Below are 25867 nucleotides of genomic sequence, written 5' to 3' on the forward strand. Positions count from 1 at the left end.
CGAAATAAACTAAAAAACTATTGACTTAATTCGTCAAAATAGTGTATAATGACGATGAAAATCAATAATAAGAGAGGTTTAATCGTTAAATGGTAATTGCATACATAAGACCAGATAAGAATTTTGCACCTGCACATGAACAGCTGCAGCTGATAAATTCTTATGCTATTTCAAACAACCTTGTTATTGATGATGAGTTCGTTGACTACACTTCACAAAACAAGCGTCTTGAAGCAAGAGGTGAAGTGACAAAATATTTTCAATCCAAAAACAGAGCAACACTGCTGATTTATGATGTATGGGTGCTAACAACAAACATGGAAGATCTGATTCAGATGTTTTCATGTTTACTTAAAAATGAGTTTAGTGTCCATTTTATCAAGCAATCTGTTATAATGACACAACAGAGTAGTGTGATGCTCGTTTTAGGATTGATGGACCAACTTCGTCAAAAACTGCAGAATGAGTCCAAAAGGGTTATTGGCCGACCTAAAGGAAGTCGCTCGAATTCAAAATTTGATGTTTATATAAATGATATTATCGCATTTATAAAAGATGGTAAAAGTGTGAGCGAAATGGCAAGACTTTTAGATGTGAGTAGAAGTTCACTTAAGGATTATATCGAATCACGTGAACTCAAACAGGTCGCATTTGGGTCATTGCTGCCAGAAGCACCAAAAGATGCAGAAGAGCAGGTAATTAACACAATTACCTGTCCAAAATAATAAATTGGGAGAATTATATATGAGTGAAGAGAAAAAAGGTATAAAGATACCTACTCCATGGAGAATAAAGCGTTATTACGTATATGCTTTGGCAACAGTTGTTTCTTTAGTCTTGCCTTGGATTAAGATAGACGGAAATCATTTTTTCCTTTTAAGTTTTGATAAGATGAAACTCCATCTTGCATTTGTTCAGTTTGATATGCAAGAGCTCTATTTGATGCCGTTTTTATTGATGATACTTTTCTTGGGTATCTTTGGTATGACGGTTCTTGGAGGACGTGTTTTTTGTGGATGGGTATGTCCGCAAACAGTATTTCGCGTCATCTATCGTGATTTGATTGAGACAAAACTTTTAAAGCTGCGCAAGCGTATTGGGAACAAGCAGCAAGAGCCGGATATGTCCAAACCTGAAAACAAAGCGAAAAAAGTAATCGCTATTTTAATTTGGACTGTTTTAGCACTTATTGCAGGTGCAGACTTTATGTGGTACTTCATTCCACCGGAAGATTTCTTTAAATACTTGAACAATCCTGGTAATCATATGGTTATGATTGGTTTTGTTGTAGGTGTTGCGGCATTTTTGATATATGACATTATATTTTTAAAAGAGAACTTCTGTATCTATGTCTGTCCATATTCTCGTGTGCAGTCAGTTCTTTATGATGAACATACGGTTATGGCTATCTATGATGAGCACCGTGGTGGTAAAATCTATGATGAAGAGCATCATAAACTTGTCACGAAACAAAAAGACCTGCAGGCAATTGACCCTGAAGCTGAGTGTACGACCTGTGAGAAGTGTGTGACGGTATGTCCGACACATATTGACATTCGTAAAGGTCTGCAGCTTGAGTGTATCAACTGTCTTGAGTGCGTAGATGCATGTACGACAGTTATGGGTAAACTTGGCAAACCGTCTCTTGTTACATGGTCGAGTGAGTATGAGATTGTTGAGAGAAAAGGAAAAACAAGATATTTCCGTCCGAAAGTTATTGCATATATGGTGCTTCTTGTAGGTATCAGTATTATCTTGGGCTTTATGGGTAGTACAAAAGAGCATATGCTTTTAAATATCAACAAAGAGACAAGACTCTACTCCATCAAGCATCAATCAGCTGATAAGTTTACGGTAGATAACTCTTATATCTTCTTATTGCAAAATACTGAGAATGAGCCAATGGAATTTTTCTTTGAAGTTATTCCGCCAAAAGGTATGGAAGGTAAAATCAAAATTGTGAAACCTTCAAAACCATTTAGAGTTGTACCTGGTGTGAAAAAGAAAAAAATCGTTACACTCAGAACAACAGAGATGTTAGTAGATGACCCTAGAAAAGATACTATCATTCCTATTACTATCCATGCATATGCACTGAACAAAGATGGTAAACCGAGTGAAAAAATCTCCGTATTACGTCACTCTACATTTGTTTTCCCAAAAGAGAGTGTTTTAGGAGTTACAAAGTAATAACTCTACTTTGACACTAAATTAGCTAAACTTCATTAGATACTATAACTAATGAAGTTTAGCTTTGTTTGTTAAATTCATAAAATACCTCTCTTATCTTTTTCTAGCCTATCCTTTTGTTGGGTTTTTCTTCATTCCAGTCATTGTAAAATCACAACTTATTAAAACTTTGGAAAATGAGATAAATGCCAAAGCATCGCTATGCGTCAATAAACAAGGGATGCTCTATACAAAAGGGAAGCTAAGGCATACACTCAGGTAGACGATGGAGCGCTTTCATTTAAAATCAATGAGAGTTATCAGTAATACAAATGATGCAAATGCTTCACTCTTTTCCCTTAATGAATTGCGGGTATAACCTTTTGCTTTAAAAATCTTGACTTGCAAAGTAAAGAGCAAGAGCGATTAAATCATATCTTGTAAATGAAAAAAGCACTACAGCCGCAAAGAGTAGTTGTTAGAGTTGTAGTAATATAGAGGTCAAAAGCCAAGATAAATAATTTTTTGCTATAATTGCACCTCTCGTTTATAAATTTCTACAAAGGTAAATAATGGCATTTTCAAAGGAAAATAGAAAAGGTACTATTTCTGGTATCATCTTTGTTGCAATTTTTGCAGCTGCTGCAACGTCGATTGCACAAATTTCATTTGTAAAATCTCTTGGGATTTCTCCACTCGTAATCGGTATTGTTTTAGGTATCTTTTATGCAAATACACTTCATAATCATATCCCTAGCGAATGGGGAACAGGTATTACATTCTCTGGTAAAAAGATTCTGCGTTTTGCAATCGTGTTTTATGGTTTTAGAATTACATTTCAACAGATTATGGAAGTGGGTATGAGTGGTTTTATGGTATCACTTATTATGCTCTCAACGACTTTTATCTTAGGTACATATCTTGGTATCAAAGCTTTTAAAATGGACAGAGACACATCAATGCTTACGGCAAGTGGTGCTTCTGTTTGTGGTGCTGCTGCAGTTTTGGCAACAGAACCGGTACTCAAAGCTGAAGGACATAAAACTGCAGTAGCTGTTTCTATGGTTGTTCTCTTTGGTACAATTTCAATGTTCTTATATCCGGTACTTTATTCAACGATTATCGAGCCTGCAACAGGGTTTTTACATATGACACCGGAGCAGTTTGGTATCTATGTAGGTGGTACGATTCATGAGGTGGCACAGGTTGTTGCTGTTCCTGCTTCTGTTCCAGGTGCTCCTGAAACGATGGCTAACTCTGCAGTTATCGTAAAGATGACACGTGTTATTATGATTGCACCGATGCTTATCGTTCTTGGCATCTATCTTTCAATGCAAGCGAAAAAAACTGGTGGAGCTACAAGTGGTGTAAAACTTGTTATCCCATGGTTTGCGGTTTATTTTATCGGTATGGCAGGATTTAACTCTTTAGATCTGGTTCCGCATAATATAGTAAGTGTTATCAATGAGATAGATACATTCCTCTTAACAATGGCGATGACAGCACTTGGTATGGGAACAATCTTCTCAAAATTTAAAGGGCTTGGTCTTGCACCGCTTTATACTGCCGGAGCAATGTTTGTTTGGCTTATTGCAGGTGGATTTGTTGTTACAAAATTTGTAACGGCTGCTTTTTAAAAAGTCTAAAAAGAGGACTCTTTTTAGCACTTTAGAAAACTCTAGGAAAAAAGAGTATATAATCTACTCTAAGAGATTAATAAAGGAGCTAAAAAGAGATGTCAGCACTTCCCAACACCCTTAACTCTTTTTGGCTATGGCGTGAAGTTTATGCAAAACTTGGCGTCTCCAATCCTGCTTATAAATACTGGAGAAATACACAAACTTTAAAACTCAACAACAAGTACATTTTTATTCAAAAAAATACGCTTCCAAAAAAACATGAATATGTAGAAGAGATTTTGACAGACCTTTCAGGATATCTGCCAATCAAGTACGCATCAGACCAACTGCATGTTAATGAACATCTGTTCACGACCGATAAGATGAAGCTACACAGGGAGTTTGAGTACAAGTTTGTAGAAGATGTAAAGTTCGTAAATATCCGTAAGTTCTTTCGTGAAAACGGTATACAGGTCTCACGCAACTCTTTTATTCAACTCGGACGGATGAAAGATTTGGAGATTACGCACGATTGTACTTTTTATAACTTGAAAAATGATTATGGCATAGTGGTGTATGATTAATGGATATGTTTTTTATTGAATTTCGTGACCCACTTTTTTCTATTATTATCTTTTTTGCCATTATTTTCATCATCACTTTTTTTTCCTATTGGTGGGGGCGTTATAAGCGTACGCAAGACTCTCGTCATTTAGACAGATTTTTACGACAGTTTAAAACACTCCCTTCAAAAGATGAGTTGCAGGTACTCATCTCAAGTGGAGAGCTTTCTGAAAAGTCATGGCTGTTACTCGCAAACTCTTATTATAAAAACGGAGAGTATGAAAAGAGTATAGAGATATACAATGAGATACTCAATGTTGGAGGAAGTATTAATACGAGAGAGACAATGTTTTTACTCGGAAAAACCTACTTTAAAGCTGGTTTCTTAGAACGTTCCAAGCAGATCTTTTTAGAGATACTCAAATCAAGCCCCCGTACGCCGCAAGCACTGCACTACTTACTTTTGGTGTATGAATATATGCGAGATTATCAGTCTGCATTAGAAGTTTTAGAACCACTTGATGAACTAGATGAAGATATCGCATTGGAGCGAGCATATCTACAGGCTCTTGCAATACTCAGTGATGATGTGACAGATGAGCAGGAAAAGGTGGAAAAACTTTTAGAGATTTACCAGCAAAACCACTATCTAAGTTACCTTATTTTTGAGTATCTCTTTAGAGTGAACCCTAAAAAAGCATGGGAAAACTTGGATATTTCAAAGAGTGAGTTACTCACGGAAGTACTTTGGAGATGCGATAGAAAGGATCTGAATTTAGATATAATTTCACAAAACTCTTTTCTGCGTGAGCTTTACAGTGCTCGTGGTGATGTCAAGCTTAGTGACAGAAGTTCTGTTTTTGAGTTTGATCTTTTAATTAAACTTGATGCAAAAGCAAATGCAACACTGAGCTTTGAGTATATCTGCAGCAGCTGTAAAAGTGTTGCCCCTTTTGCATTTAGTCGTTGTAGCTCGTGTCATGCCATTGATACGGCAATGGTAGAGTGGAGTTTAAGTCGAGACTATGCAAAGGATTTTGGTGAAGAAAATAACTCTTTTCAGTGATGGCAGTGCTCTTGGAAATCCAGGTCCTGGAGGATATGGCGTCGTTCTTCGCTATGGAGACAAAGAAAAAGAGCTTAGTGGCCAAGAGTTTCATACTACAAACAACAGAATGGAGTTAAAAGGGGTTATTGAAGGGCTGAAAGCTTTAAAAGAACCTTGTGATGTCGATATAGTATCGGACTCTTCTTATGTTGTTAAGGGTATCAATGAGTGGCTTGATGGCTGGATAAAAAAAGATTTTAAAAAAGTGAAAAATCCAGACTTGTGGAGAGAGTATGTTGAGGTGTCAAAACCACATAAGATTCATGCGATTTGGGTGCGTGGACATGATGGACATATTGAGAATGAGCGTTGTGACAAACTAGCTCGTGATGCAGCTCAAAAAGCGAAGGATTCACTGTAAAATGAGGACAATATGCATAAAAACATAGAGACATTAGAGAAGAAGTTAGGATACGAGTTTAAAGACAAAAAGCTCATTATCGAAGCGCTGACACATAAAAGTTATAAACAGCCCTACGATAATGAGCGCTTGGAGTTTTTAGGAGATGCGGTACTTGACCTTGTGGTAGGCGAGTATCTTTTTAGAAAGTTTCGAGATTCTGATGAAGGGAAACTCTCAAAGATACGTGCATCTCTTGTCAATGAGACAGGTTTTGATAAATTGGCACGTGCTCTTAATCTTGGGGATTATATACTACTCTCCAATGCGGAAGACAATAATGGCGGACGTGAGAAATCATCGCTGCTCTCCAATGCCTTTGAAGCGATAATGGGGGCCATTTATCTAGAAGCCGGTCTCAAGAGAGTCCAAGAGATAGCTATCAAACTTATTGAAGAAAATCATAAAGAGATCTCTTTAGATTCACTCTTTAGAGATTTTAAAACAACACTTCAAGAGCTCACGCAGGCACGCTTTGGGATCACTCCGGAGTATAAGGTTATAGCCTCACGTGGACCTGACCATAAAAAAGAGTTTGAAGTAGCAGTATATATCGAAGATAAAGAGTACGCACGAGCAATTGGTAAGAGTAAGAAGATAGCGCAGCAAGAGGCTGCGAAATTGGCAGTTGATATATTAAAAGAGGAAAAATAGTGAACAGTTTTGGCATGAAATTACGATTTTCTACATTTGGAGAGTCTCACGGAAAGGCACTTGGATGTATCTTAGATGGTGTGCCGGCAGGATTAGAGATTGATGAGGCTTTTATTCAGAGTGAGCTAGATCGTAGAAAACCGGGTAAGAGTGAGTTTGAAACGGCTCGTAAAGAGGCTGACAAAGTAGAGATACTCAGTGGTGTTTTTGAAGGAAAGAGTACAGGGACGCCAATAGCGATGATTATCTATAACACGAATCAGAAATCGCGTGACTATTCAAATATAAAAGATATTTTTCGCCCTGGGCATGCAGATTTTACCTATTTTCATAAATATGGTTTGCGTGATTATCGTGGTGGCGGGCGAAGTTCGGCTCGTGAGACTGCGGCTCGTGTTGCAGCAGGTGCGATTGCAAAACTGATGTTGCGCTCTCTTGGCATTGAAGTACTCAGTGGTATTAGTGAAGTTCATGGCATTAAAGCAGAGTCGTATGATTATGCAAGGGTGAATGAGAGCATTATCTATGCACTTGATGCAAAAGTAGAAGAGGCACAAAAAGCAGCAATACTCGAAGCAAAGAGTAGACATGACTCTGTTGGAGGTGTTTCTCGTGTACTTATTAAAGGTGTTCCTGTTGGACTTGGACAGCCACTGTACTATAAACTTGATGGTGTTTTAGCTGATGCAATGATGGGAATCAATGCTGTAAAAGCAGTAGAGATTGGTGATGGAGTGCTTAGCTCACGTCTGCTTGGATCAGAGAATAATGATGCGATCCGTGCCGATGGATTTGAGTCTAATCATGCAGGAGGGATTTTGGGTGGCATTAGTAATGGTGATGATATTGTGCTCAATGTTTACTTTAAACCAACACCTTCTATCTTTCAAGAACAGCATACGATAACAACAAATAATGAAGAGGTTGATTTTGCCCTTAAAGGTCGTCATGATCCTTGTGTTGCCATTCGCGGTACTATTGTTTGTGAAGCTATGGCAGCACTTGTTATCGCTGATATGCTGCTTTTAAATATGGGCTCACGTATGGATGGAGTTGTAAAGTATTATCAGTAGAAGAGTTTAGAAGTCATCATCTCCAAACTCTTTTTCCAACTCTCTTTGATAAGCTTCTTCTTTCTCTTTTTCTAGTTGTGCTTTGGTGAGTACTGCTTCATGTAAAAAAGCCCCAAAGAATGTTTTTGACTCTGTCTTTGCAAGAAAGAGATATATCCCTATAATAAGCCCAACTGTCGTTATTACAGCTATAGTTGCCTGCAGAGGATTAAATTTTTGTATAGGCTCTTTTTGACGAATCTCACATACTCCACCCGGACAATGTTTCGCATTTTCTCTTGTGATGGCTTTGTATATCATGCACCCCACGCAGATAGAAAAGGCACTCTCAAGAGTCATCAGCGTAAGACACAGTACACAGATCATGACTTTGTAAAAGGTAATGTCCCAGTGTAGCACAAACCAGTAAAGCATAGGCCAGGATACTATCCAGCCAAGTGTCCATGCGAAGCGCTTTTGTAGGCCTCCTACATATTCAGGTTTTTGATTGCGGACAATAAATTTTCCCAGTAGTAGAGAAGGGGAGTATGTAGGGCTTATAACCCTTGCTGTAAAATCGATAAATAAAAATGCCAAATAGACGCGCGCAACGATAATATGGTTGTATCCTATACCCACAAATATTACAATCATTCCAAGTGTTGCAAGAATCCCTGCTGCTGCCCGTGCTTCTCTTTCGTTGATGACAGTAACATCGTAACCGGGAACTTTTTCTCCATATTCCCATAAAAAACTCTGTAGGTTCAAATCTATCCTTTTATTGTGCTATTTCATCTAAAACTTTTACAATCATACCTTGTGCTTCTTTGAGCGGCTTTATTGATTGTCTATCTTTTATATCTAGTGTTGTAATCCAGTTCTCAACACCTAAAAAGCCCATATGCATACTTTTTTCGCCTTTTTTCTTATAAAGATAAAAAGAGCAAGGTGCCCAGGCACCGGCTTCTGGATGGTATTTTGATACAGGGTAGATTACATCAAATTTACAAATGGAGTAGGTATGGTAAAAATCATACGCATTGTATTCATAATCATCGAAAATCTCTTCCTGAACATTTGTATAGTTTGGAAATAAGAAACCAAGTGGTTCTAATTCTCCTTCAAATTCACTCTCAAAATCTTCAATGAAATCTTCGACAGTTGCATCATCTTCAAGCTCAACTTCGGATGTGAAGTTTATTTGAAAAGATCTGTTTTGATGCGTTGGTTTTGTAAACATCTTTTTAAAGTGTCCATTTGGCATTGCTTTTCTCAACGCTTTATGTACAAGAGCAGCGTATGCACGTAAATCTTTGTCATTTGGAGGTATCTTTGTTGCTCGTGCCATGCCGTTATACGTAAGTGTAGCGATGTTCATATTACCACTGCTGTCCTCCCAAATAGACATTGTCAAAGGTGTAAGAGCCCCAAAAGAAGGATATTTTTTAAGAAGTTTATATGTAAGATCAGTGTTCATAAACATAGCAAGATTATAGACCTTATAGTGTCTCTTTTTAAACCTTTTTTCAAAAGGTATGTTCATATTATTATTACCGGCGACACTTAAGCCTACTGTATCAAAAGCTGCCTCTATGCTCTTTGTAGTTATGGTACCGCTGCTGTTTGCAGAAGTATAAATTTGAACATCTTGTAATGTTTTCGCTGTAGCATCATGCAAAGTAAAAGCAAAGATACTCACAAAAGTTATAATAAATCGTAATAAAAGTCTTTCCACTATATAGCCCCTTTGATAAATTGTATAACTGTAGCATTATTAATATTATTTATATATTAATAAGTTTGTATTTTGACTTCATCTCCTGTTTTTATTCTATGAGGTCCATTGACGACTTTTGCGAAGATACCCCTGTCATCTTTGAGAAGTTTTGGGAGTTGAGAGTTTAATGTCGAGAGCCCTTTGCAGAGTGTACAGTTTTGAGTGATTTCTAGAAGTGTATCACCAACACTCAACCTCTCTCCCGGAAGCAGATGATATGGGTTTATGTCTATAAGAAGATTTTCTCCCAAAGAGCCCTCAGTGATATCTATACCATTCTCTTTTGCGAGTTTGTAACTGTCGGTTGCTGTGATTAAAATTGCTCTTTGCATATCTTTTGCATAAAATTTATCACCGATAATGCCATTCTCATCTAGATCTATTATAGAGGGTCTCTCTCTTGTTTTATCGGCATCGTTTTTTGTAATGTAGAGTGCTACTACTTTTCCTTGCATTGTCTGTCCATTGTAATTTATATCACTGTTTTTTCAAAATCTACTAGTCATTGAGGAGCACATAGAACTTGAAAAAAGAGTGTATGAAGATTAAGAGGTTAAAAATGTATGTTGGTAAAGAGCAGCATGTATGCTTGCTCTTTTAAGAGGGTAAAATCAAAAGATTATTTGATTTTACCTTTACCTTTGTAAGTTTTTCCTTTAAGGTCAACAGCAAGCATTTCTACTTTGTCGCCTTTTTTACCGATTCCTTTAAATTGGAATTTAAAGATAGGGTTTTTAGATAAGAACTGAGACGTTGACATGTCAAATACAGTTTCACCGTTTACAGTTGCACTGATATGCGTAATGAAGTTTGCATTATCTCTGCTTCCAGTTTTTTTCTCTGCCATGTTGTATGTCATCATTGCATGTTTAGCCATAGCTTTAACATTAACTACACCATTTTTTAATTTTGCTTTTACTTTAATACCAGCCATTTTATTTCCTTAATATTTATTTGTTAATTTTAGAAATGGAAAGGATTAACCTTCACATCCACCAAGTGCAACATCTAAAGTTTTCTTAGCTGCGTAAAGTTTTCCGTCTTTACCTTCAGCAACGATAGTGATAGTACCAGATTTAGCCATTTTGATTTTGATAGAGTATTTGTTTACACTATATTTGTTTGGCTCAACTACAAGTACTGCAGCTTCTGGGTTAGCATCTTGGAAAACAGCGATAGTTTTAACATCTTTGTCAGTTGAAAAATCAACAGGAATAGCGCCACCGTTACTTGCAACATCTGGAGCAGTAAGCTTAACACCTTCCATAGTTAATGCAGTAGAACCATACATAGCTTTAATAGCATCATCAACAGTGTGTGCTGTCCATACATTTGGCTTTGATTTTCTGAAATCTTCTGCTCTAACACTTGCAGGAACCGCAGCTAACGCTACAGCACCTAAAGTCATACTTAAAAATTGTCTTCTTTCCATAATTTTTCCTTTATTGAATTTATTTGCTTTTGCTGATCATATAATCAACAACAGATTTAAAGTCAGTGTCTGATAAATCAGCACCACCTTTTGGAGGCATGCCATTTATACCATTTATACCATTAGAATAAACTTTATTTTTTCCTTTAGTTAAAACAGCAGACCATGCAGCCTTATCACCTACTACCGGAGCACCCATACCATCTGCACCGTGACACATTGCACAGCTTTCAGTATATACCTTCTCAGCATTGAATGCAGTGTTTTCTTCTTTTGGAAGGTCACGTACAGCTGAAAGTGGTGGATGGAAATCACTGATCCCTGCACCTTGGATATATACAACTTTTGCAGTTGGTTCTTGACAGTTTGTCATACAACGCTCAGACGGTTTCACTTTTACAGCACCAAAGTTATCTGGATTTGCAAAGTATTTACGTACATTCTCTGGGCCATTTGGACCTGCGATGTTTGGTTCAAAACCATTTGCATTTGGCATTTTGATTTTTAAGAATTTTTCACGATTTAGTACATACTCATCGTCAACTTCTTGTCCGTCGATTTCCATCTCATTGATGTTTAAGATATACGCAACAAGTGCATATACTTCATCATCACTTAAAGAGTCAGTTAGTGGATGCGGCATAGCATCTTTAATGTACCACCATAGTGTACTTACTTGTGGCCAGTATGTACCAAATACACGTACAGGACCATCAGTGTCTGGTTTGATTCTTTGGTAAGTTAATGTCTCATGAAGCTCATAAGCATTTCCTTTGGAGAGTGACGGATATCCACCGCCACCTGAACCAAAGTCACCATGACACATTACACATTTAGATTCATAAACCTCTTCACCCTCTTCAACAGAGCCTTCACCTTCTGGTAAACCTGATCCATCTGCCATAACATCAGAGTTCCACTCTTCATACTCTTTTTCTGTAGGAGTACGACCGAACTTGATACCAGCATTATGTGCTTTTTCGTTTACGTAATACGGGCCAGTTTTTCCATTGACTACAGGGTACATAACACCACCGTCAATAGAAGCTGTTGAAGGTGCATTTGTACCTGCTGGTGCAGCACTTTCCATACATGCAGAGAGACCTAAAGAGAGAGCCGCTGCTGCAGAAATTGATATTAATAATTTTTTATTTAATTTAAACATTATTACGCCTTCCCTTCGATAACTAACTCACCATTTGCTTTACGGTCCAATTGTGAACGTACTTCAACGTGAGTTACTTTACCATCTTTTTCAACTTTCCAAGTCTCAACCGCATTTCTGTGATAAACAGCTTCAACACCGACTTTTACGATTTCTTGATCGATTGTTGGTTGAATATATCCTGCATCATCCATAGCACGAGAAGTAAGAAGTAACTCTTCTCCTTTTTTATACGTATGGACATAGCTCCAACGAGTCCAACATTTAGGAAGTACTAAACCTTTAAGGCTAGCTTCTTTGTATGTTTTTCCACCGTCAAAAGAGATATCAACACCAGTGATAGTACCCATACCAGACCATGCAAGACCTTCAATTTCTACAATATCACCATCTTTTAAATCTGACCAATCAATCTCTGGAGATGGAGAAGTTACTGTTGAGTTCACTTCATTTGCATAGAAGTGCTGGATTGCTTTTCCGCTAGGTTTTAAAACTGTATATTTAGAAGTCTCTTCTTTACAGTACCAAGGCTCACTTGCGAAGTCTAAACGGCGTAGCCATTTAACACATAAGTTACCTTCCCAACCTGGAACAAGAAGACGGATAGGATATCCTTGTTCTGGACGTAATGCCTCACCATTTTGTCCCCAAACAATCATTGCATCATCTAAAACTTTTTCCATAGGAATAGTTCTTCCCATTTTAGAAGAGTCTCCACCCTCTGCAAGCATCCATCTTGCATCTGGTTTAACCCCTAGGTCTTTAAGGATATCTTTAATATAAACACCTGTCCACTCTGCACAAGACATAAAACCTTTTGCAAACTGTACTGAGTTATATTGTGGACCTCTCCACTCTTGACCGCCATTTGCAGGACACTCAATAAAGTGCGTACGTGTCACACTCGGATAGCGCTTGAGCTCTTTCATAGTAAGCACAAGAGGTTTCTCTACCAACCCTGTAATCATGAGTCTGTGCTCATTTGGATCGATATGTGCAACACCACCGTGAGAACGACTGAAGAAAAGACCGTTTGGCGTGATGATACCCATAGATTCTTGAATAGGAGTAACTGCGATAGATGCTCTGAAGTTTCCAGAAGCGAGAAGCTTTGTATATCTTCTTGTTACATTATGCTCATACTTAGAAGGCATACCATAAAGGTTTTTTGTTACAGGATCACCCCATTTTGTTCCCCACTCTGTAGGTTCAACAATAGCTGGATCATCTGCTTTTGCGTTTGATGAGAGAAGAGATGTTCCAGCAAGAGCAGTCACAGAAAGTGCTGCCGATTTTGCTAAAAACTCTCTTCTGTCAACACTTGAACTCTTTGTATCAAAAGAGTCTAAGTCTTGTTGAGATTTTTTAATATCCACAATTTTCTCCTTAATAAGATTGTTTGTCATATTTATATTATTTCACTTTGTAAAATTTTTACAGATACAAAGAGTTTTACTATGGCATTATGCCATTTTTTGCTTAACAATAAATATATATCAGAGTTTATTATACAAAATTGTGAGATAAAAATGTGATAATCGAAGTATAAATAAGAAAGCGTGTTTCAATTTGTAACTCAGAGAAAATATAAAAATTATTAATATTTTAAAAGGTAATTTTTATAATAATATAAGCTTATTAATATGAAAAAAACTTATTTTTTTACAATTCCGAGAATGATATAATTACCCGTTTCTTCGTCAATATAGAAGGGGATGATATGACCTTGATGTTCAATATCTTTAATATTTTCCTCATCAAAGTAGATAGATTTTTTAAACTTTTTAACTTTTGTCGGCATATTTAAAATGATAGTATCAAGATACATTTTATAGTTCTTAGTCGCTGAAAAATCCTCTTTGGCATACTCTTGAAGGAGTGCTTTAAGCTGTCTCTCAAAACTATTTGTACAGAGTATCTGCATTACTTCTTTTTCTCCTTGAGCCAGAGTGAGATTTCCTGTGAACAAGGATAAAACTCTTTAGCAGAGCTTTTATCCTTTTTATAGGCTTCTAATGCCTTTTGCATTGCAGTTTGTGCGCTTTTATCGATTTGTGTAGACATTGCTGCTATTCATCATCCTCTTCATCATCATCTTCATGAGTATTTCCATAGATTGCATCTACCTCTTCAGAAATTGTACTAATTTCATCTATTGCATCTTCATACGCTTCAACTTTTGCGTCATCCTCTTCAGACTCTTCAGCCGTTGCAACAGCCTCTTTAAGAGTATCTTCGATCAGGTAAGCTTTAAAAGGCATACCATAGTTGTAAACTATTTCTCCACCATGTTTTCCTTGTAAAAAGGTTGTTGCCATCGCTCCAATAAGCAGAATAATCGCAAGTGCTTCAAGACCGAATTTTTTAAGTTTGCATCCTACGATTTGCAGAAGTGCAATAACGCCCATTGCAATAGCAAGATAGAGCCCGAGAGATTTATGTTCAAGAAGCTCTTCTTTGCCTTCTTTGGAGAGATAATCAAATATCTCCGGTCCTGCTTGATTTCCTGTATACCAGGCTGCTATCATAGCAAGTGCTGCGATAAGGGTTGTACGTGCTGCTATTTTTGACATTCCTTCTTTTTTTGTTGCCAGATAGATTAAACCAAAAGTTGCTGCTACAACAGGTAAAACCATAGCAAAGTGAACGGAAGCTGGATGTATCATCATTAGATGTCCTTTTATTTTTAGTGTTTTGCAAATATTATATTAAAAATATTGAAATGATATTTTAGTTTAATATAATAATTTGTTATTTTAAGCTATTTTTTATCTATAACATCTTTTGCTGATTTAATAGCATTTCCCAAAGCCTCTTTGGCAACTGTGAACGCTTGGATTCCCATACGTTTTGCCTCTTTCGCTTTTGGAGAGTTGAGTGCTGAATCAGCTTTTTTGACTGCAAGCTTTGCAAATGATGAGAAACGCTCTTTCATCACTTCAGCTGTCTCTTTAGAGATATGTACAAGCTCTTCGAGGTCATATTTCATCTCATTGTTTATATCGAGAAGAATTTTTCGAATCGTTTGTGAGCTCTCACTTGCTTGAGTAACCACAACCTGAGCAAAGAGCGTATCGGTCTGATGCAGATCTTCTATGATCGTGTCATAATCTTCTATAAGGATGTGTTTTGCTTCTACCGGCATATAAGCAAGGCGTTTTTTAAATCTGTCAATGGACTGAATAAGTCCAGCACGCATACCTTTGAGCGTTGCCGATAAAATTTCATCGGCACGATTTGGTGTTGCTTCTGATACATCTATAGCAGAGGCCAAAATAGTTGAGAGTATTTTTCTCACACGAATGGTATTGAGTGAGCCCTCTTTGATAGATTCAAATGTGATCTCTTTGATTACCTCTTTTACTGGTTCTGTAATATCACCGTCTCTGTCTTTTTCAAGTGCGGTAATGATCGTAGACTCTACCATCTCTGAGAGAATGTCATACAGATCAATTGATTGGAGTTTTATCTGATGGAGTTTTACAAGAAGCGAGTTGTCAGCTTTGAACTCCTCTTCAAGCGCATTAAATACTTCATATTTTTTCTCTTGAAGCTCTTCAGACTTTTTCTCTAGTGCGCGCTCTATTGCCTCTTTTTGTGCCAAAAGCTTTTCAACATCATTTTCTAGATTCTGTGTCTCTTTTTCTATAATAAGGTTTGCTATTGCTTTTATATCTTCAAGGGAGAGATGCTCTTCATCTATTTGGGCATCACGAAAAGCAGTAGTTACTCTTTTTTCAATACTCTTATAGCGTTTGTTGTATGCTTTTTGTAGTTTTTCTAATTCCATTATGAACTCCTTACAGTACCATTTTGATATGTTGATGTTTCTTTAGAGCATCATAGATAAATTGTCGATCGTCTTCATTATGTACAAGCAAATCAAGATTCATACTGATATATTTGCCTGTTTTTGATTTGTTAGAGTCACTTAATTTGTGCTCTCTTTCGTTAATAACATCTTTGATAGCATTTTGCAGTGCTTCTCTCTCACTGGCTATTACTTTATAACACCAGTTACAAGGGTACTCCAGTTCGAGTTTTTTACCTTCAAGCTTATCGTTTAAAGTCTCCACTTTTTCCTCCTGATTTGGATTCTAGTTGCACATTTCTGATTATCATTCCCTTGTCAATCGCTTTTACCATATCATAGATAGTTAAAAGTCCGATAGATGTTCCAGTGAGCGCTTCCATCTCAACTCCGGTCTGTCCTGTAAGTTTTGCAGTGACTGTGAGTTTAAATCCAGGAAGTTTTGGAAGCTCCACAATATCACAGTTGATACCGCTGAGATTGAGTGGATGGCACATTGGGATGAGCCTACTTGTCTCTTTTGTTCCCATAATCGCCGCTATTACAGCAGTCTGCAAAACGGGACCTTTTTTTGTCTTTTCACTTACAATGGCATCATAGGCATCTTGACTCATCTCTATAATACCACTTGCTACAGCAACGCGGGTTGTGTTTTGTTTCTCACTGACATCGACCATTTTAGGTCTTTGGTTTTCATCTAAATGTGTTAGGTTCATAAGTATATCTTTTTTGCTTTTTTACTATTATAGCAAAGAGGTGTTAACAATGTATAAGGCTGAGGGCTTTTTTATAATCCTCAGGGTGATTCATATTTAAAAAAGATTTTCTCTCTTCAAAGAGACAGTAGGCTGTTTTTGCATTTTTGAGTAAAAGTCCAAGCTTATGGTTCTCTTCATCAAGCATTGTTTGAAAAGTTTTTTCAAGACTTCTGTGATAGATACCGCAGAGTGGTTGTATACCTTCAGGGGTTTTTGCAATGGTAGCATCAACATTATCTCTATCGCAATGGAGCAGTTTTGTGATGATGTTTTCATCTATAAAGGGAGAATCAACACTGATTGCAAAAAAACGCTCATCAGGGATGGCTTTATAGATTGCTACAAAACCTGCCGTTGGTGCGTATACATCACTTTTTTTATCATCTTCGATAAAGTTTGCTTCAAAAGGAAAAACAGAAGCATCTTTGCATGAGATATAAACAGTTTGAAAGATTTTTGAGAGTCTTGTATATTGATACTCTGCTAATGTAGAGTGGCCCGCAAAGGGGAGAAGTGCTTTGTCTTCTCCCATCCGTGAGCTTTTGCCACCTGCAAAGATGACACAGGGAATTGTAAGCATATTAGTTACGTGTCAACTCTGCTTCAATACGTCTGTTTTTTGCACGGCCTTCTGCAGTCTCATTGCTAGCAACCGGATTTGCTTCACCCATTCCAAGAGCGCTCAGTTGAGAAGGGTCTACTCCTCTTTTGACCAATGCTTTCATAACAGCAGCTGCTCGTCTTTGAGAGAGTTTTTTATTGTAACTCTCACTCCCTCTGCTGTCGGTGTAGCCTACAATTTTTGCAGAGTAGTTTGTATGCTTTTTCAGAAAATCTGCATATTTGTCAAGTTTTGCATTGGAGCTTGAAAGAATTTCTGCCGAATTGTTCTCAAAATTAATATGAAGGTTTACAGTTGCTGGACAACCATCAGAGTTTACTGCTTCACCGGCAGGTGTATTTGGACAGATATCATTTTCATTTAAAACACCATCATTATCATCATCTAAAGAGATTGCACATCCGTCAGCACCTACAGTTGATCCTGCTGGAGTATTTGGACATTTGTCAAGTGCATCATACACACCATCGCCATCGCTATCTATCTCTTTTGGCGCTACAATAACTGCTTCCTCTACAACTTCTTCAACAACTTCCTCTTTTGGAACCTCTTTCGTCTGTGTCGCACCAAATGTATATGTAAGACCAAGCATTGCGACAAGATTATTGTCTGCATTGTCATTATGTGCACTGCTTACTTTTGCAAGGTAAAGTGCTTCTGCTTTGAATGACCAAGATGGTGCAAATGGAACTTTCAGACCGGCACCAGCATCAAGTACAAGACCATCTTCATTTTGATTTGGAACTTCAGTACCAACAAACTCATAACCAAGACCGGCTTTTGCAAAAGGAGTGATTTTGCCTACTTTGTCAAATGCATAAACGCCATTTAATAAAAGACGAGTTACAGAAGTGTCTCCGCCTCCATCATAGTCTGCACTTGGAGAGTAAAGAACAGAGATTTCCGGAGAAATTTTTGAATCTTTATAGTTGTACTGTAGTTCAAGAGCACCTAAGTAATGGTCATCACCTTTGATGCCAACATTGCCTTCTGCAAGGTTGTAGCCTATCATTGGAGAGATTTCATATCTTGCATCAACTGCAAACGAAGCACTGCCAAAAAGTAGTGCAGGGAGTAAAAGTAAACGTTTCATAAATTGTCCTTAAAATGTGATAACAAAATTATAACATAGAATAATGAGCTTTGGGTGAGCTCATTATCGTGGATCTGTGATATAGCCTGTAATCGCAGAGATTGCAGCAACTGCCGAGTTGGCAAGGTAGACTTTCGAACTGCGTGAGCCCATACGACCGACAAAGTTTCTATTTGTTGTAGAGATTGCTACTTCGCCATCACCTAAAATCCCCATGTATCCTCCAAGACAAGCACCACAAGTAGGGTTACTAACAACACCACCTGCATCGACGATGATGTCGATATAGCCTAAGTGATTTGCCTCACGCAAGATCTTTTGTGTTCCCGGTGTGACGATAAGACGGACATCAGGGTGCACTTTTTTGCCCTTTAAAATTTCAGCTGCGACTTTTAAATCAGCCAAACGACCATTGGTACAGCTTCCGATAAAGGCCTGATCTACTTTGATCTTGTCTGCAACTGCCTGAACAACTGAGTGACCGTTTGATGGTAAGAACGGATACGCGATAACCGGGTCTAGGTTTGCAACATCGATCTCTAAAATTTGTGAGTACGAGGCATCATCATCAGAGTAGTGAATACGAGGCTCACGTGCCAAATCTTTATCGCTCAAGAACTCCTTTGTAATGTCGTCATATGCAACGATACCACTTTTAGCACCTGCTTCGATTGCCATATTACACATAGAAAATCTGTCATCCATACTAAGATGCTCAATCGTGCTTCCTGTAAACTCTAATGTCTTATAAAGTGCACCATCAACACCAATCATACGAATGATCTCTAAGATGATATCTTTTCCTGTTGTATATTTTCCAGGTTTACCAGAGAGTACTACTTTGATAGACTCAGGAACTTTAAACCAGTTGCCTCCTGTAATCATTGCAAATGCAAGGTCTGTTGAACCCATTCCTGTTGAGAATGCTCCAAGAGCTCCGTGTGTACAAGTGTGGCTGTCAGCTCCGATGATAACATCACCAGGAACTACAAGACCCTTTTCAGGCAGAAGTGCATGCTCGATTCCCATATCTTTTTCATCAAAAAAGTTTTTAAGATTATGTTTTTTTGCAAAATCACGAGAAATTCTTGCCTGATTTGCCGAAGCGATATCTTTTGCAGGGATGAAATGGTCCAGTACAATTGAGAATCCGTCTGGATTTGCCAAAGATGCTGCACCGCTCTCTTCAAAAGCTTTGATAGAGATAGGCGTAGTAATGTCATTTCCGATAACCATATCGATAGGTGAGCGAACAATCTCACCTGCATATACATCGTGACCGACATGTTCAGAAAATATTTTTTCAGTTATAGTTTGACCCATAGTATGTAAACCTTTTATAGTATTAATAATTGTGCGATTATAGCATAGTGCAATTTAAGAATAACTGCATAAAAAACTTAAGCCAAAGATAAACTCAGTTAGGCTTAAGCTAATCATAATGACAAAGCTATTATCATGTCATAAGTAAAAGAGGACAAAAATTGTCTTATTTAAAAAGAGTGATAATCATTCTTAAATTTAAAGAGGTAAATATGCAAGTATATTTAGATAACAATGCTACTACGATGTGTGATCCACAAGTAGTAGAAGTGATGCAACCATTTTTTAGTGAACTTTACGGAAATCCTAGTTCACTTCATAAGTTTGGTACGGCAACACACCCTTACTTAAAAAAAGCGATAGATCAGGTATATACTGCACTGAATGCCAGTGATGATGATGATATCGTTTTCACTTCATGTGCGACTGAGTCAAATAACTGGGTTTTAAAATCAGTATTTAATGATCTAATCGTTGGTGGTGAAAAAGACCATATCATTACAACAGAGGTAGAGCATCCATCAGTGCTTTCTACTTGTAGATGGTTAGAAGAGCAAGGTGTAAAGGTTACTTACCTTCCTGTTAATGAAGAGGGAATTGTGGAGCCGCATGTTGTAAAGAGTTTTATTACAAACAAAACAGCACTTGTTTCTGTTATGTGGGCAAGTAATGAGACAGGGATGATCTTTCCTATTAAAGAGATTGGTGAAATCTGTAAAGCAAATGGCGTACTTTTCCACTCTGATGGTGTTCAGGCTATTGGTAAGATTCCTGTTGATCTGCAAGATGTTCATGTTGACTTTGTTTCAATGTCAGCTCACAAGTTCCATGGTCCAAAAGGAATAGGGGCACTTTACATTAAAAATTCTCAAGCGCTCTCTCCGCTGCTTCATGGTGGTGAGCAGATGGGTCATCGTCGTTCAGGAACACTCAATGTTCCATATATTGTTGGTATGGGTAAAGCGATAGAGCTTGCTACTACAAACATCGAAGAGACAATGGCAAAAATCAGAGAAAAACGTGACCGTTTAGAAGATGCTCTTTTAGAGCTGAGTGATACTTTTGTAGTTGGTTCACGTGAGAACCGTACACCAAATACTATTTTAATCTCGATCCGTGGGGTTGAAGGTGAAGGTATGCTTTGGGATCTGAACAACTCAATGATTGGAGCTTCAACTGGTTCTGCTTGTGCTTCAGAAGACCTCGAAGCAAATACAGTTATGCTTGCAATCGGTGCTGATAATGAATTGGCTCACACAGGTATTCGTCTTTCTCTTTCTCGTTTTACAACAGATGAAGAGATTGACTACACAATAGAGCAGTTTAAAAAAGCAGTTGCACGTCTAAGAGCGATTTCTAGCTCATTTGCAAAAGTGCAACCAACTCCAGGTGGTGAAGCAGGTGAATGTCACATTCCTCACCATATGGCACATTAATTAAACTATTAAAAAGTGACTAGTCGCGTGAGCTTTCCGCTGAGGATGTAAGTGCCCTTTAGAGTGAAACCAATCGTTAGCGTAGGCAAAGGAATTGCTTCCTTTGACGTGACAAAAAGGGAATAAGATAAAAAGGTTCCCTTAAAATTTTGAAAAAATTTAAAGGAAGAATATTATGGCTAAAGATGATTTATTAGGCGCTTCTTTATGGGATGCGTACTCAAATAAAGTAACAACCTTAATGAATAACCCACAACACCAAGGAGAGATTACTCCTGAGGAAGCTGAGGCACATGGTAACAAGCTTATTGTTGCTGATTTTGGTGCTGAGAGCTGTGGTGATGCAGTAAGACTTTACTGGGAAGTTGATCCAAAAACAGACAAGATTGTAAACTCTAAGTTTAAATCTTTTGGTTGTGGTACTGCTATCGCATCAAGTGATGTTATGACAGAGCTTTGTATTGGTAAAACTGTTCAAGAAGCAGTAAAAATCACAAATATTGATGTTGAAAAAGCACTGCGTGATGATCCGGATACTCCGGCAGTTCCACCGCAAAAGATGCACTGTTCTGTTATGGCGTATGATGTTATCAAAAAAGCAGCTTCACTTTACCTAGGTGTTGATGAAGAGAGCTTTGAAGATGAGATCATTGTTTGTGAATGTGCTCGTGTATCACTTGGTACTATCCAAGAGGTAATTCGTCTCAATGACCTTAAAACGGTTGAAGAGATCACAGACTACACAAAAGCAGGTGGCTTTTGTAAATCTTGTATCAAACCGGGTGGTCATGAAGACAGAGAATACTACCTTGTTGATATCTTGGAACAGACACGCAAAGAGATGGATGAAGAGAAGATGAAAGCAGCGGCAGATGCGCAAGCAGCTGGTGGTGGAAACTTCGAAGAGATGACACTTGTTCAGCAGATCAAAGCTGTTGATGCAGTAATCGATGAGAATGTTCGTCAGTTCTTAATCATGGATGGTGGCGATATGGAAATCATCGATATTAAGAAAAATGATGACTATATCGATATCTATATCAGATATCTTGGTGCATGTAACGGTTGTGCTTCATCTGCTACAGGTACACTCTATGCAATCGAGTCAACGCTCAAAGAAAAACTCTCTCCAAAAATCAGAGTTTTACCAATCTAACAGCTCCTTTTTCTTTTTTACTTGACACCCGTAGGGGTGTCAGTGTAAACTTCCTGTATGGAAATACTCTACGAAAAAATTACCGATGCTCTTGTAAATGAGGGTTATATTATTATTGAAGATGCCTTAGATAAAGAGCTTTCACAAAAACTACTCCAAAAAGCACAAAAACAACAGAACTATAAAGAGGCAGGCATATCAAGCAGTAATACTTTGCATCTTGATAAAAAGAGGCGTCGTGATAAGATAGTCTGGCTAGATGAAGATGGCGAAAGTGTGAGTGAATTTCTTACTTTTGCATCGGGCTTGCGTGAGTATCTCAATCGCTCTTTGTTCCTTGGTCTTACATATTACGAAGCACACTTTGCTCACTATGAAAAGGGTGATTTTTATGAAAAACATCTTGATGCTTTTAAGAACTCCAAAAACAGAGTTGTCACTACGGTTTATTATCTCAATGAGGAGTGGAATCAGAGAGATGGTGGAGAACTGCTCATCTATGATAAAGAGGACAAGCTCATCAAAAAAGTACTTCCAAAGCAAAATACTCTCGTTGTATTTATGAGCGAAGAGTTCCCTCACGCAGTTGATATTGCAAAAAAAGACCGTTATTCAATTGCAGGATGGTATCGCATAGACAAATAGATTTTAGCAACCTAATAAAAAAATGTTGTATAATGTTTTTATAGGATATAAAAATGATAAAACATGTATATGTTGCAAGACAACCGATTTTAGATAAAAACTTTAATATTTTTGCCTATGAGATACTCTATCGGGATTCTCCAAAAAGTACCAAAATAGACAATGACAGATATGCAAGTGCTGCTGTCGTTAGCAGTGTACTCAATAAATTCGGTACGAAACAACTGCTTGGAGATAAAAGGGCTTTTGTCAAAATAGATGAGAAGTTCCTGCTGAATGATATTATTTTTTCAATTCCAAAGGAGTTTTTTGTTTTTTCTATCTTTAGCAATGTTGCAATGAATGAACGGGTCGTTGAACGACTCCATCAACTCCATACAAAGGGCTATATTCTGGCTATAGATAATATAAAACTCAATGACGAAGTATTTGAGAAGTATATATCTGTGTTAGATACTTTTACCTACTGTAAAGTATTTATTGAAGAGGGTATACAAGAGAGCATGGAGAAACTGCATGCCAACGGTATAAAAATCATTGGTGTGAAGATAGAAGATGAAAAGAGACATGAGAAGGCAAAAGCTTTTGGCTGTGATGCATTTGAGGGTTATTTCTTCGCACAGCCAAAAATCATAGAAAATGCACAGTACAATCCGACACGTATGGCGGTACTACGGCTTTACAATATGCTGATGGAAGACAGAAACATTGATGAAGCAGCAGACGAGTTTGAGAAAAATCCTGAAATTACGGTGCAACTTCTGCAGTTTATCAACTCTGCAGCATTTTCGTTTCGAAAAAAAATCTCCTCTATTCATCATATTATTGTGCTCATTGGAAGAATTCAGCTTGCAAAATGGCTGATGCTGATGATCTATTCCAAGTCGGTTGCTTCAAATTTTGAGATATCGCCTTTGATGCTGATGGTAAAAAACAGAACGGAGTTAATGGAGAGGATTTTAAAAGAGATACGACCGGATGCAAGGTCAAATATGCTAGGCGAAGCATACATGGTTGGAGTACTCTCGTTGATGGATACGCTTTTTTCGATGCCACTTGAAGAGATACTCGAAAATATCAATATCTCCGATGAGGTTGAAGAGGCACTCTTACAACAGAAGGGTATTTTTGGTGATATCTATAAAGTGGTTCGCAGTATGGAGCATATGGATATCAATGCAATTGTAGATTTTGAGATGAAGTATAAGCTTGCACCCAACAGAATCAAAAATATTATCGTGAGTTGTATTGAAGAGGTCGCAAAACTTGAAAATACTAACGAAAGTGTAGCGTAATCGTTGTACCTTTGTTTTTCTCAGACACTATTTCAATTTTGTAGCCATACTCTTTGACAATAGAGTCTACGATATTTAAACCCACCCCAAATCCTCCTGCATAAGAGTTTGCACGGACAAACCGCTGGAAAATCAAATCTAGCTTTTCTTTCTCTATGCCAATACCTTCATCTTGAATGATAAAAGAGTCACTTGTCGTTGTAATGGATATGGTAGTTTTTGGTTTTGAATATTTGATAGCATTGCTTAAGAGATTGTTTATAAGCATTTTAGACTTTGTCGGAGCAATAGTAATCTCACAAGGCTCAAGATTGGCTTTGAGCTGAATGTTCTTTTTCTCTAAAAGTTCGCTAAAGTAATTAATATCCTCTTTTATGACATTGTCAAATCGAAGTTTTTGCGCTGCTTCACTTTGGGAATCAAAGCTCAAAAAGCTGAGTGAGGCATAGATATCATAGAGTTGTTTTGTACTGATAGAGATGTTTTTGACAATTTTTTCATCATACTCTTTTTTTGATTTTATGCGTGAGGTACTCATCATAAGAGCTGTTAAGGGAGTATTGAGCTCATGGGTAGTATCTTTTACAAAAGATTCAATCTCTTCCATTTTCTCTTTGATGGGTTTTAAAAAGATATAGGAGAGAAAAATAGCGATAAGAATAATAAGGATAGCTGTGATAATGACAGCATAGGCAATCTTGTTTTTTATCTTCTCTACATTTTTGACACACTCATTACTCTGTACAACTACATACTGTACATCAAGATGTCCTGCTGTCCTTTGAGAAACAAGGGTAAAGATGCCCTCTTTCATATAAAAATCATTGGAAAAATCGACATCCTGAACACTCATACCATAGAGAAGTTTATGTTCTTTGTCATAAAGGCCTACAACAGCACGCTCAAATTTTTGTAATTTAAACGGTCTCTCTTCCATTTGTGCGTGAATTACCTCGGCACTGACAAGGTCTGCTATGTGATTCATCTTGTAGAAGTTGGCATTTTTCTCCATGGCAACCTGTGAGGTATAAAACCAGTAAGCAGCAAGGGTAAGAAAGATAAAAGAGCTGACAAGATAGAGTGCCAAAAAGGAGTAGAAAGATTTTTTTGTGATTTTATTCATAGAGATAGCCTTCTCCACGAATGGTTTTTATCTTCTCTTTCCCTATGATTTCACGCAGAGTACGGATATGTGAACGGAGTGTTGCATCACTTGGCAGGGAGTCAAAGTCCCAGATGTTTTGTATAAGCTCTTCATTGGAGATAAGTCTTTTTCTGTTTTTGAGAAAATAACTCAGTAGAAGAGCATCTTTATTGCCTAAAGTGATAGATTTATCTTCTTTACGAATCTCTTTTGTCTGTGGGTGGAAGTAGATACCTTCTGTAATGAGCAAGGTATCACTCTCTTCTATGTGAAAGAGGCGTTTTGTATTTTGAATGCGCAGTGCCAACTCTTCAAGAGCAAAAGGCTTTTTGATGTAATCGTGGGCACCGACATCAAAAGCCTTTTGCAGGTGCTTTGTATCAGCGTAAGCTGTGATGAAAATAGCAGGTGTGGTATCACTAAAAGAGCGTAACTCTTGCAGAAGTTCAAGACCGTTTTGCCCTGTTACATTGATATCAAAGATAAAAAGGTCATACTGTTTGTTTTGGAGCAGTTCGTAAACCTCTTCGGCATTAAAAGCATAATCAACTTCCCAGCTCTCACGCAGAAAATCAAGCAAAATATCAGATAAAACGGGGTCATCTTCCATAAGTAGTAATTTCATAGGAACCATTTTATCATAA

30 protein-coding genes are annotated in these 25867 nt (G+C 37.6%); 12 read left to right on the forward strand and 18 right to left on the reverse strand.

Annotated elements, in window-relative coordinates; genetic code table 11:
* The first annotated feature begins 89 nt into the window (after positions 1 to 89).
* The 8 genes from MNY27_RS06195 (at position 90) to aroC (ending at position 7587) form a co-directional block, all read left to right on the forward strand.
* Positions 90 to 725: a recombinase family protein gene (locus MNY27_RS06195; RefSeq protein WP_152184113.1), complete on the forward strand. Its 636-nt coding sequence runs from the start codon at positions 90 to 92 to the stop codon at positions 723 to 725.
* A gap of 19 nt (positions 726 to 744) precedes the next feature.
* On the forward strand, positions 745 to 2190 hold the full coding sequence (gene ccoG / locus MNY27_RS06200) for a cytochrome c oxidase accessory protein CcoG (RefSeq protein WP_152184133.1): 1446 nt from the start codon (positions 745 to 747) through the stop codon (positions 2188 to 2190).
* 551 nt (positions 2191 to 2741) lie between these two features.
* Positions 2742 to 3806 carry a YeiH family protein gene (locus MNY27_RS06205; protein ID WP_152184112.1) on the forward strand — a complete coding sequence of 355 codons (1065 nt, stop codon included), beginning with the start codon at positions 2742 to 2744 and terminating at the stop codon, positions 3804 to 3806.
* Positions 3807 to 3904: 98 nt separating this feature from the next.
* Positions 3905 to 4372, forward strand: a complete 468-nt coding sequence (locus MNY27_RS06210; protein WP_152184111.1) for a hypothetical protein — start codon at positions 3905 to 3907, stop codon at positions 4370 to 4372.
* The gene (locus tag MNY27_RS06215; RefSeq protein ID WP_152184110.1) at positions 4372 to 5418 is read left to right on the forward strand and encodes a tetratricopeptide repeat protein; all 1047 of its coding nucleotides are present in this window, start codon (positions 4372 to 4374) and stop codon (positions 5416 to 5418) included. Before MNY27_RS06210 ends, MNY27_RS06215 begins: the two co-directional genes overlap by 1 nt.
* Positions 5393 to 5821 (forward strand): ribonuclease HI, encoded by a 429-nt coding sequence (rnhA, locus tag MNY27_RS06220; RefSeq protein WP_152184109.1) that lies wholly within the window; start codon positions 5393 to 5395, stop codon positions 5819 to 5821. Before MNY27_RS06215 ends, rnhA begins: the two co-directional genes overlap by 26 nt.
* A 12-nt stretch (positions 5822 to 5833) precedes the next feature.
* Positions 5834 to 6514 (forward strand): ribonuclease III, encoded by a 681-nt coding sequence (rnc, locus tag MNY27_RS06225; protein WP_152184108.1) that lies wholly within the window; start codon positions 5834 to 5836, stop codon positions 6512 to 6514.
* Positions 6514 to 7587 carry a chorismate synthase gene (aroC, locus tag MNY27_RS06230; protein WP_152184107.1) on the forward strand — a complete coding sequence of 358 codons (1074 nt, stop codon included), beginning with the start codon at positions 6514 to 6516 and terminating at the stop codon, positions 7585 to 7587. The genes rnc and aroC overlap by 1 nt, the downstream gene beginning before the upstream one ends.
* A gap of 6 nt (positions 7588 to 7593) precedes the next feature.
* Here aroC and MNY27_RS06235 read toward each other — a convergent pair whose 3' ends face one another.
* The 16 genes from MNY27_RS06235 to MNY27_RS06310 all read right to left on the reverse strand — a co-directional run bounded on the left by MNY27_RS06235 (position 7594) and on the right by MNY27_RS06310 (position 19547).
* Complete coding sequence (locus MNY27_RS06235) at positions 7594 to 8334, reverse strand: DUF4395 domain-containing protein (RefSeq protein WP_152184106.1); 741 nt, start codon at positions 8332 to 8334, stop codon at positions 7594 to 7596.
* Positions 8335 to 8344: 10 nt separating this feature from the next.
* Positions 8345 to 9301, reverse strand: a complete 957-nt coding sequence (locus tag MNY27_RS06240) for a hypothetical protein (protein ID WP_346392010.1) — start codon at positions 9299 to 9301, stop codon at positions 8345 to 8347.
* A 56-nt stretch (positions 9302 to 9357) separates the two neighbouring features.
* A complete protein-coding gene (locus tag MNY27_RS06245; RefSeq protein ID WP_152184104.1) occupies positions 9358 to 9798 on the reverse strand; it encodes an MOSC domain-containing protein in 441 nt (146 codons plus the stop codon).
* Positions 9799 to 9962: 164 nt separating this feature from the next.
* Complete coding sequence (gene soxZ, locus MNY27_RS06250) at positions 9963 to 10277, reverse strand: thiosulfate oxidation carrier complex protein SoxZ (RefSeq protein ID WP_152184103.1); 315 nt, start codon at positions 10275 to 10277, stop codon at positions 9963 to 9965.
* 45 nt (positions 10278 to 10322) lie between these two features.
* Positions 10323 to 10775, reverse strand: a complete 453-nt coding sequence (locus tag MNY27_RS06255; RefSeq protein WP_188109469.1) for a thiosulfate oxidation carrier protein SoxY — start codon at positions 10773 to 10775, stop codon at positions 10323 to 10325.
* 19 nt (positions 10776 to 10794) lie between these two features.
* Positions 10795 to 11940 carry a c-type cytochrome gene (locus MNY27_RS06260; protein ID WP_152184101.1) on the reverse strand — a complete coding sequence of 382 codons (1146 nt, stop codon included), beginning with the start codon at positions 11938 to 11940 and terminating at the stop codon, positions 10795 to 10797.
* 2 nt (positions 11941 to 11942) lie between these two features.
* Positions 11943 to 13316 carry a sulfite dehydrogenase gene (gene soxC, locus MNY27_RS06265; RefSeq protein ID WP_246153834.1) on the reverse strand — a complete coding sequence of 458 codons (1374 nt, stop codon included), beginning with the start codon at positions 13314 to 13316 and terminating at the stop codon, positions 11943 to 11945.
* A 278-nt stretch (positions 13317 to 13594) separates the two neighbouring features.
* Entirely contained in the window at positions 13595 to 13864 is a 270-nt protein-coding gene (locus tag MNY27_RS06270; protein ID WP_152184099.1) for a hypothetical protein, read from the reverse strand.
* Positions 13864 to 14004 (reverse strand): hypothetical protein, encoded by a 141-nt coding sequence (locus MNY27_RS06275; protein ID WP_188109468.1) that lies wholly within the window; start codon positions 14002 to 14004, stop codon positions 13864 to 13866. The genes MNY27_RS06270 and MNY27_RS06275 overlap by 1 nt, the downstream gene beginning before the upstream one ends.
* A 5-nt stretch (positions 14005 to 14009) precedes the next feature.
* A complete protein-coding gene (locus tag MNY27_RS06280; RefSeq protein WP_152184098.1) occupies positions 14010 to 14609 on the reverse strand; it encodes a DUF2231 domain-containing protein in 600 nt (199 codons plus the stop codon).
* Positions 14610 to 14701: 92 nt separating this feature from the next.
* Positions 14702 to 15730: a DUF6781 family protein gene (locus tag MNY27_RS06285; protein ID WP_152184097.1), complete on the reverse strand. Its 1029-nt coding sequence runs from the start codon at positions 15728 to 15730 to the stop codon at positions 14702 to 14704.
* Between the two features lie 10 nt (positions 15731 to 15740).
* Positions 15741 to 16016: a DUF493 domain-containing protein gene (locus MNY27_RS06290; protein ID WP_152184096.1), complete on the reverse strand. Its 276-nt coding sequence runs from the start codon at positions 16014 to 16016 to the stop codon at positions 15741 to 15743.
* Entirely contained in the window at positions 15997 to 16467 is a 471-nt protein-coding gene (gene moaC / locus MNY27_RS06295) for a cyclic pyranopterin monophosphate synthase MoaC (protein WP_152184095.1), read from the reverse strand. Before moaC ends, MNY27_RS06290 begins: the two co-directional genes overlap by 20 nt.
* 43 nt (positions 16468 to 16510) lie before the next feature.
* Positions 16511 to 17089 (reverse strand): molybdenum cofactor guanylyltransferase MobA, encoded by a 579-nt coding sequence (gene mobA, locus MNY27_RS06300; RefSeq protein ID WP_152184094.1) that lies wholly within the window; start codon positions 17087 to 17089, stop codon positions 16511 to 16513.
* A 1-nt stretch (position 17090) separates the two neighbouring features.
* Positions 17091 to 18224: an OmpA family protein gene (locus tag MNY27_RS06305; protein ID WP_152184093.1), complete on the reverse strand. Its 1134-nt coding sequence runs from the start codon at positions 18222 to 18224 to the stop codon at positions 17091 to 17093.
* Between the two features lie 63 nt (positions 18225 to 18287).
* Positions 18288 to 19547 carry a 3-isopropylmalate dehydratase large subunit gene (locus MNY27_RS06310; protein ID WP_152184092.1) on the reverse strand — a complete coding sequence of 420 codons (1260 nt, stop codon included), beginning with the start codon at positions 19545 to 19547 and terminating at the stop codon, positions 18288 to 18290.
* 212 nt (positions 19548 to 19759) lie between these two features.
* On the opposite strand from MNY27_RS06310, the gene MNY27_RS06315 reads away from it, so the two are divergent.
* The 4 genes from MNY27_RS06315 to MNY27_RS06330 all read left to right on the forward strand — a co-directional run bounded on the left by MNY27_RS06315 (position 19760) and on the right by MNY27_RS06330 (position 24079).
* Positions 19760 to 20983, forward strand: a complete 1224-nt coding sequence (locus MNY27_RS06315) for a NifS family cysteine desulfurase (protein WP_152184091.1) — start codon at positions 19760 to 19762, stop codon at positions 20981 to 20983.
* A 175-nt stretch (positions 20984 to 21158) separates the two neighbouring features.
* Entirely contained in the window at positions 21159 to 22139 is a 981-nt protein-coding gene (locus tag MNY27_RS06320) for an iron-sulfur cluster assembly scaffold protein (protein ID WP_152184090.1), read from the forward strand.
* 57 nt (positions 22140 to 22196) lie between these two features.
* A complete protein-coding gene (locus MNY27_RS06325) occupies positions 22197 to 22784 on the forward strand; it encodes a 2OG-Fe(II) oxygenase (protein WP_152184089.1) in 588 nt (195 codons plus the stop codon).
* Between the two features lie 53 nt (positions 22785 to 22837).
* A complete protein-coding gene (locus MNY27_RS06330; protein WP_246153833.1) occupies positions 22838 to 24079 on the forward strand; it encodes an HDOD domain-containing protein in 1242 nt (413 codons plus the stop codon).
* Here MNY27_RS06330 and MNY27_RS06335 read toward each other — a convergent pair.
* Positions 24060 to 25202 (reverse strand): HAMP domain-containing sensor histidine kinase, encoded by a 1143-nt coding sequence (locus MNY27_RS06335; protein WP_152184088.1) that lies wholly within the window; start codon positions 25200 to 25202, stop codon positions 24060 to 24062. The two genes, MNY27_RS06330 and MNY27_RS06335, sit on opposite strands and share 20 nt — an antisense overlap.
* Complete coding sequence (locus MNY27_RS06340; RefSeq protein WP_152184087.1) at positions 25195 to 25848, reverse strand: response regulator transcription factor; 654 nt, start codon at positions 25846 to 25848, stop codon at positions 25195 to 25197. The genes MNY27_RS06335 and MNY27_RS06340 overlap by 8 nt, the downstream gene beginning before the upstream one ends.
* Between the last annotated feature and the right edge of the window lie 19 nt (positions 25849 to 25867).

It is taken from the genome of Sulfurimonas sp. NWX79 (assembly GCF_039667035.1).
Taxonomy (GTDB): domain Bacteria; phylum Campylobacterota; class Campylobacteria; order Campylobacterales; family Sulfurimonadaceae; genus Sulfurimonas; species Sulfurimonas indica.